Origin of the sequence: Streptomyces rugosispiralis, from assembly GCF_024505145.1 — a bacterium.
Lineage (GTDB): Bacteria > Actinomycetota > Actinomycetes > Streptomycetales > Streptomycetaceae > Streptomyces > Streptomyces rugosispiralis.
In genome coordinates, this window is sequence record NZ_JANIAA010000270.1 from 1 (window position 1) to 312 (window position 312).

Sequence of the window (312 nt, forward strand, 5' to 3'; positions counted from 1 at the left end):
CGTGGCGCAGCGGAGCAAGGTGCTGCGGCGGTTGGCCGGTGGCGGGGCGATGGCGTCCCTCGGTGTGGGCCAGGAGCGGGCGGGCCAACTGCTCTCCGGCCTGGGTGATCAGGCCGCCGGGGTAGGCGTCGCAGCCGTCAACGGCCCCTCGTCCACGGTGGTGTCGGGTCCGCCGGAGCAGGTGGCCGCTGTCGTGGCCGGGTGTCAGGAGGTGGGGGAGCGGGCGCGGCTGATCGAGGTGGATTATGCCTCGCATGGTCCTCAAGTGGACGAGATCCGGGAGGAGTTGAACGATCTCCTGGGCGGTGTTCA

The 312-nt window shown here is 71.2% G+C and carries 1 protein-coding gene; it reads left to right on the forward strand.

The features are described from left to right. A partial coding sequence (locus tag NP777_RS47400; protein ID WP_256656403.1) for an acyltransferase domain-containing protein occupies positions 1-312 on the forward strand: 312 nt, incomplete at both ends.